Source organism: Streptomyces sp. NPDC006283 (assembly GCF_040613325.1).
Taxonomy (GTDB): Bacteria; Actinomycetota; Actinomycetes; order Streptomycetales; family Streptomycetaceae; genus Streptomyces.
On sequence record NZ_JBEXRZ010000012.1, the window covers coordinates 64922 to 71530 of the forward strand.

Annotated in this window: 9 protein-coding genes; 1 reads left to right on the plus strand and 8 read right to left on the minus strand. The window is 68.1% G+C overall.

Annotation, left to right across the window (positions count from 1 at the left end):
- Positions 1 to 2: 2 nt before the first annotated feature.
- The 8 genes from ABZ070_RS04820 to ABZ070_RS04855 form a co-directional block, all read right to left on the minus strand.
- Positions 3 to 380 carry a GPW/gp25 family protein gene (locus tag ABZ070_RS04820; RefSeq protein ID WP_356629938.1) on the minus strand — a complete coding sequence of 126 codons (378 nt, stop codon included), beginning with the start codon at positions 378 to 380 and terminating at the stop codon, positions 3 to 5.
- Positions 377 to 727, minus strand: a complete 351-nt coding sequence (locus ABZ070_RS04825; RefSeq protein ID WP_356629940.1) for a hypothetical protein — start codon at positions 725 to 727, stop codon at positions 377 to 379. Before ABZ070_RS04825 ends, ABZ070_RS04820 begins: the two co-directional genes overlap by 4 nt.
- Before the next feature lie 21 nt (positions 728 to 748).
- Positions 749 to 1276 carry a phage baseplate assembly protein V gene (locus ABZ070_RS04830; RefSeq protein ID WP_356629942.1) on the minus strand — a complete coding sequence of 176 codons (528 nt, stop codon included), beginning with the start codon at positions 1274 to 1276 and terminating at the stop codon, positions 749 to 751.
- Positions 1277 to 1310: 34 nt separating this feature from the next.
- Positions 1311 to 2450: a hypothetical protein gene (locus tag ABZ070_RS04835; protein ID WP_356629944.1), complete on the minus strand. Its 1140-nt coding sequence runs from the start codon at positions 2448 to 2450 to the stop codon at positions 1311 to 1313.
- Positions 2443 to 2817, minus strand: a complete 375-nt coding sequence (locus ABZ070_RS04840) for a hypothetical protein (RefSeq protein ID WP_356629945.1) — start codon at positions 2815 to 2817, stop codon at positions 2443 to 2445. Before ABZ070_RS04840 ends, ABZ070_RS04835 begins: the two co-directional genes overlap by 8 nt.
- Positions 2818 to 2826: 9 nt before the next feature.
- Positions 2827 to 3516, minus strand: a complete 690-nt coding sequence (locus ABZ070_RS04845) for a hypothetical protein (RefSeq protein ID WP_356629947.1) — start codon at positions 3514 to 3516, stop codon at positions 2827 to 2829.
- Entirely contained in the window at positions 3513 to 4088 is a 576-nt protein-coding gene (locus ABZ070_RS04850) for a HEAT repeat domain-containing protein (protein ID WP_356629949.1), read from the minus strand. Before ABZ070_RS04850 ends, ABZ070_RS04845 begins: the two co-directional genes overlap by 4 nt.
- Before the next feature lie 73 nt (positions 4089 to 4161).
- The gene (locus ABZ070_RS04855; protein WP_356629951.1) at positions 4162 to 5421 is read right to left on the minus strand and encodes a hypothetical protein; all 1260 of its coding nucleotides are present in this window, start codon (positions 5419 to 5421) and stop codon (positions 4162 to 4164) included.
- Between the two features lie 145 nt (positions 5422 to 5566).
- Here ABZ070_RS04855 and ABZ070_RS04860 point away from each other — a divergent pair.
- The coding region (locus tag ABZ070_RS04860; RefSeq protein ID WP_356629953.1) for a serine/threonine-protein kinase at positions 5567 to 6609 on the plus strand (1043 nt) is incomplete at its 3' end.

Here is a 6609-nt window from a genome sequence, read left to right on the forward strand (position 1 = left end):
GCTCATGCGGGGGCGCTCCCTTCGAACACCTCGTCGCGACGGCTCTGCGTGGCGCGCACCACGTAGCGCAGATACACCCGGACCACGTTCTCCTCGCTCACCACGTCCAGCGCCTCCACCTCGATCAGATCGCCCAGCCAGCGCTGCAGCGACGCCTGCACGGACAACTCGAGGGCGGAGGCCAGCTCGGGACTGTTGGGTGTGAACACCAGGTCGAGCAGCCCGCAGCCGAAGTCGGGCCGCATCACACGCTCCCCGGGGCTGGTGAACAGCAACTGCTCGACCAGGTCCCGCACATGCTCGTCGTACGAGGCATGTGCGGTGCGCCCGCGCCGGTCCGAGCGGAACGGGAAAGCGATGTCGCCACGCACGGTCCTCATCGGCACATCACCCCCTGCCGCGCCGCGAGCACGACCGGCGGGCCCTGCGGAACGAGGGCCGCCCCGAGACAGACGGCCTCCGTCGTGTCGAGCAGTGCCGGTTTCCCGTCGACGAGCACGCCGGCCGCGTGCGGACTCCACCGGACGGATGTGCAGGGGTGCGGCACCCGGTCGATCGTGTGCGTGCAGCCCGACACGGCGAAGGTGTCGGACGCGGTGTGCACGGGCACCCCGTCGATCCGCACGGCACTCGGAGCGGACGTGGCGAAGACGCGGCCCCCGTGCGGGCAGTGGAGCGCGGCTGCGGCGCTGACGAAGGTCCCGGTGTTCCCGGAGTGTCCGGACAAGACTTTTCTCCCCCTGGTCGGTTACTGCTTCTTCGGCACGATCAGCCGGCCGTCGTTGATGTTGACCTCGCCGCCGGTCAGCAGGATCGACGCGCCCTGCCCGTTGGCGATCGTCACGCCCTTCTCGTCGACCTGGATGTACGCCCCGGTCGCGGCCTGGAGCCGGATGCCGTTGCCGCCGGGCACGTCGCCCATCACGAACTTGTGCCGGTCGGAGGTCTGGATCACCACGTTCTGGTGCGCCGGCCCACCGGTCAGCGCGTCCGGCGGCAGCTCGGCACTGTCCCCGTACCAACAGCCGGTCCAGATGGGGTAGCTGGGATCCCCCTGCTCGAACTCCACCCACACGCCCGCCCCGGCCGTAGGAACCACGTACTGCCCGGACTCCCGCCCCGTGAACGGCAGACAGGGCAGCGCCCATGTGGACGTCTCGTCGCCGAGCACGTCCGGCACCTTGACCGTGACCCGGCCGATCCGCAGCGGATCCTCGTTGCTCACCACCCGCCCCCGGAACTTGCCGAGAAACCGGTTGTTCGGTCCTGCAGCCATGCGCAGTTCTCTCCCTGGTCCTTGCTTTCGCGGCTCACGGCCGTACGGTGCCGCTGCGGGCGATCAGGCCTTCGCGCGACAGCGTGAAGTTCTGCTGGTACGAGCCGGGCCTGATGTTGTGCGTCACCGACTTCACGTAGTAGTCGCCGTCGTACGTGACTCCGGCGCCGCGCACCCCGACCAGCTCGCGGGGCCGCAGGATGTAGCCGTGCCGGTTGACGTCAAGCGATCCCGAGCCGGAGACGGAGTCGGCCGACACGGCAGCCCGCGCCAGCAGCTCGGCCCGCGCCTGCGCCGACTCCTTCTTGGCCGTGCCCGACAGCGTCCTGCGCTTGAGGGCGGGCGTCGCGCGGCGCCCCAGCGGAGGGCGCAACGGCCCGATGTCCGGCTGCGGCAGCAGAACGGAGTCACGGGTCGCGGGATTCTGCACGCGTGCCTGCGGCTCCTCGCGAGCCGTCCCGTCGTAGGCGAACGTCAACTGGTCGACAGTGGAGTTGGCGTCCATGTTCACGTTCAGCGCGTGCTGACGCTGCCCGATCCGGATCTCCGGCCCCCACACGGCGGTGGAGTGACCGGGGCGGGGGCCGGGCTCCAGATAGAAGATGTAGCCGTTGGCACGGGCGAGTTCGTTGACGTAGCTCAGATCGGTGCCCGTCTGATACTCGACCCTCAACTGCTCCCGTGGCGGCTGCTCGATCTTCTCCTGGAACACGCGGGACTCGATGCCGTAGTGCGTGTACTTGGCGAGGATGCGGGTCACCCGTTCGGACGGCCGCAGATTCGGGTAACGGTCGGTCCGTTCCTCCAGATCCATCAGCACCGTGAGGTCCTCGCCGGTCACGGTGAGCGTCGAATGCCCGGGCTGATTGCTCGCGCCGACCTCCTGCCGCACGATCAGCCCGTCGAGCAGCACGACGGCCGTGCCTCTGACACTCACGGTGAGAACGACCCGGGTCTTCGGGTCGAAGAACCCTTCGGGGAGCAACCGGCGCGACAGGGCGCCCTGCTTGGTGAGGTCGAACGCGAACTGGAATCCGCTGCGTTCGCCCGCGGTCGTGGTGATCTGGGCCGACAGCAGCGCCTCGGTCACCTCCGGCGGAACCGGCCGGGTCAAACGGGGGCCCATGTGCAGGGTGACGTGGACGGGCCCGCGCCCGACGGGCTGATCAGGCATACCGGTCTCCCGGCGCCGGGAACCCGCCGGCGTGCGGGATCTCGATGACACGGCCCGCCTCCTCGGTCAGCTCCTGCGGATCCAGGACGGGGTTGGCGTCCGCGATCTGCCACCACTGGCCCGGGTCACCGAAGTACCGCTGCGCGAGCAGTTCCGGCCGCTCACCGCTGCTGACCGTGTGCGGGGCGCTCTCCCCGGTGGCCGCCTCCAGCGGGGGCAGGAACCGGCGCTTGGCGTACCGCACTTCGGTACCGTCGGGCAGCCGGTGCACGCCGATCTCCGCGTCGTGGTAGCGGCTGGAACGGGGGTAGGGGTGGGCGCCGGGTATCGCGTCCAGCGCGCTCTCGTACGGCTCGATGCCTGCCATGTCCGCTGCTCAGCCCCTTCCCGGTCCGGCGTCCCGGCCGGCCAGCCCCAACGCCGCGAGCCCGCCGCTGCGCGCGGCTCTCGCCAGGCGCTCCTTCTGCGCCAGATGCGCCATGTACAGATCCGCGCCGCGGTGCCCGGCCGGCAGATCGCTGACGCTGAGCACCTTCATCCCGATGCTCAGCGAGGCCCGGATCGGATTCAGATTGACGTCGAACGCCGACTCGTTGATGGACAGCTCGGTCAACCGCACCGGCATGACGCGCTTGCTGCCCCAGGTGAAGAGGGTGAGCGGCATCTCGATCGGACTGATCTCGATGGTCCCCTTCTTCGTCAGCCGCGAGGCCTCCAGAAGCTGCGCGGTGGTCGGATGCACGAGCATCTCCAGGGTTGCCAGCTCGGGATGGATCCCGTCGGGCGCCGCGACGTCGAACTGGTCGGTCGCGTCGATCTCGGCGGTGAACTTCCATGTCTCCTCGGCGGGCCCCTTGAGTCTGAGCGCCTCGTTCCTGTCCCCTCCGCTTCCCCCACCGCCCCCGCCCCCATCGCCAGCACCGCCGGCGGCCTGGGGAGCGAGGGAGCGCTCGAGGGTGTCGGGGTTGAACTGGAGGACGATGATGCGCTGGGGGGTGCCGCGTTCGGGGTCGACGACGACGATGCCGGAGCGGATGGGTTTGGGTATGTCGGCGTAGCGGGTCATACGTCACCGATCCCGGCGTGGTGGTAGGCGGAGATGACTTGGCCTGCTTCCTCGCGAACGCGGGGGTCCACGTCATTGCCCGCGGTGGCTTCCAGGATCGGCAGGAGCTCCGGCCACTCCATGTAGGCGGTGGAGCGGGCTGCCGCCGCGCGCACCATCGGGTGCTCGTGGGCCAGGGCATGAGCGAGCGCGGGCATGAAGCGTGTCGAGTGGGAAGGAGGGGCCCCGATACCCAGACGGAAGACTGCGCGCACCAGTTGCTGAGGGGACTCGGCTTCGTAGACGGCGTCGAGGAGTTGCTGGGTGGGCCAGGTGTCGAGAGCCCGCTCCGCCTCGGCCAGAAGCGACTCGAGGAGTTCCTCGTCGGGGCCGTGGAAGAAGCAGGAGAACTCACCGGATGCGCGATCGCGAGTCACTTGGAACACGGTGTTGTCATCGACGGACCATGCGGTGGACTTCCTGACCGGGTCGCTGTTCTGTTCCGGCAGGATGCTCCACCCCTTGCTGTCGGCGAACTGTGCTGCCTCGTCCGTGCTTCGCTTTCTGAGCACCAAGCGCCGGGTGCGTGCCATGCGGTTCGGTTCCATTTCCCTGCTCTCATTTCATGTGACGCGATTTCACGCTGCGGCCCCTCAACCGGCGCAGTCAGTTCAGCCCATGTGCATCCAGAACCTCTCGTTCGATCTTCCTGAAAACGTCCTCCTTCACCTTTTGCGGATCGACGTCGTCGGCATAGTCGAATGTGTAGCCGCTGAGGAACATGTTGATGTACTGGATCTCCCTGGCCGCCAGTTCTTCGCCGCTGACCATGTGCTTGACCCCGGCGGGCCTCGTCACCTTACCGTTCTTGTTCCGTCGCTCCGCGACGTTCACATCCGCGCCGGTTATTCCGCGTTTCTCGCGGCTCTTCTTGGCGTGCAAGGCCTTTCGTTCGTCGTCCGTGGACGCTGATTTGAGTAGCCCTTCGTACTTCTTGTCCAGCTCTTCGAGCTGCTTCTGCTCGCTCTTTCCGGAAACCCATGCCTCCTTGCTCGGGGCGGCTCCTTGTGCGCCCTGAGCGGCCATGGGGTACTCCGCTATCGCGGCAGGTATCAGCTTGTAGTCGTTCTGGGTCGAAGCTCGTTCGAGCATCTTTGCCAGCATGGCGGAATAGACCCGAGCGGTCTCGTCGCGCCGCTTTTCGTTGTATCCGGTCAGGGCCATCAAGGTACGCGCCTTCAGCCGGTTCAACTTGCTCATGTTTCCGACGATTTTGCCCTGGAAGAGGCGAAGATAGTCTGCTCCGTGTTTGAAGAGATACTTGTACCCGTGCACTCCCTTCTCCTTGGCCAGCTTCTGGTAGGGAGGCGGCGATCCCCGCTTCTGTCCCTCCTTCCTCATGTGAGCCAAAGTGTTCACCGATCCGGGCTGTTCGTGCATGTTCACGCCGCCCGCTTCTCCGGCCCAACCGAGTTCCCACTCGCCTGGCAGGTCGTATTCCTCGCCGTCTTCCTTCTTGCCCTTCTTCGCTCCATGCTCAGGGAATCTGTTCTGGGCCTGGATTTCGTCCAGGTGTGCCACCACGTCGCTGAACCGTGTCCCCTCGCCGGCCCGAACGTGGGTCACCTTCCCCGTCTCGGCATCGGTTGCCACCGAGACGCCGTCGGTCTTCCTGGCTCGGGACTCGTCCCGCACCTTCTTGGCCAGTTGTTCCACGAACCGGAGCGCCTCACGGGGTTCGATCTCCACCTTCGTGCCGGGCACCACGACCTTGGGCGGGCTGGCCCAGGCGCGAATGGTGAACCTTCGCGAGCCTTGTGCAGCGACCCGGGAGAGCCGGTACCACATGCGCATTCCGGCCAGTGCCGCGTCGAGCACCCTCGCCGGGACACCCTTCCTGAGCAGCGCCTTGAGGACCGGCCGCATACGCGCCACAGCCCTGCCGAGCCGGTCGTCGTGCTGCTGGTCCTTCCTTTTCCTCTGCTCGTCCTGGTCCTGCTTCTTCTGCTCCTGCTGGTTCTTCCTGTTGCCGCGCAGCCGGTCGCGCCTCTTCGTGAACGCGTTCCGCAGCTTGGCCGCACTGTTCTTCAGGGGCGACGCTGCCGGACCCGCCGAAGGGCGGCTGCTCGCCGGGCGTTACCGGCTCGGCGGCGTCCTCGGACGCGGCGGCATGGGCACGGTGTGGCGTGCCGTCGACGAGACGCTCGGCCGCACTGTCGCCGTCAAGGAACTGCGCTTCCCCAACAGCATCGACGAGGACGAGAAGCGCCGGCTCATCACGCGCACCCTCCGCGAGGCCAAGGCCATCGCCCGTATCCGCAACAACAGCGCCGTGACCGTCTACGACGTCGTCGACGAGGACGACCGCCCGTGGATCGTCATGGAGCTCGTCGAGGGCAAGTCCCTTGCCGAGGTGGTACGCGAGGACGGCACGCTCACGCCGCGCCGGGCCGCCGAGGTCGGCCTGGCGATCCTCGACGTGCTGCGCTCCGCGCACCGCGAGGGCATCCTGCACCGCGACGTGAAGCCGTCCAACGTGCTCATCGGCCGTGACGGCCGCGTCGTGCTCACCGACTTCGGTATCGCTCAGGTCGAGGGTGACCCCTCGATCACGTCGACCGGCATGCTCGTCGGCGCACCGTCGTACATCTCGCCCGAGCGGGCGCGCGGCAACAAGCCGGGTCCGGCCGCCGACCTCTGGTCCCTCGGCGGCCTGCTCTATGCGAGCGTCGAGGGCTGCCCGCCGTACGACAAGGGATCGGCGATCGCGACGTTGACCGCCGTGATGACCGAGCCGCTCGACCCGCCCAAGAACGCGGGTCCGCTGGAGGAGGTCATCTACGGCCTGCTCGCCAAGGACCCGGCCCAGCGGCTCGACGACGCCGGTGCACGCGCCCTGCTCACCATGGTGGTGAACGCACCGGAGGCGCCGAAGCCGGCCGCGGAGCCCGAGCCGTCGCCGGAGGCGACCCGGGTCATAAGGCTTCCCTCCGTGCCGCCCGCGCCGCCTGCGGCCCCGGCCCGACCGAAGGATCCGGCCGCCGACCGGGTACGCGGCGCGCTGCGTTCCGTGCGCAACGCGGCCGCTGCGGCGAAGGCGGAGCCGAAGCCGGC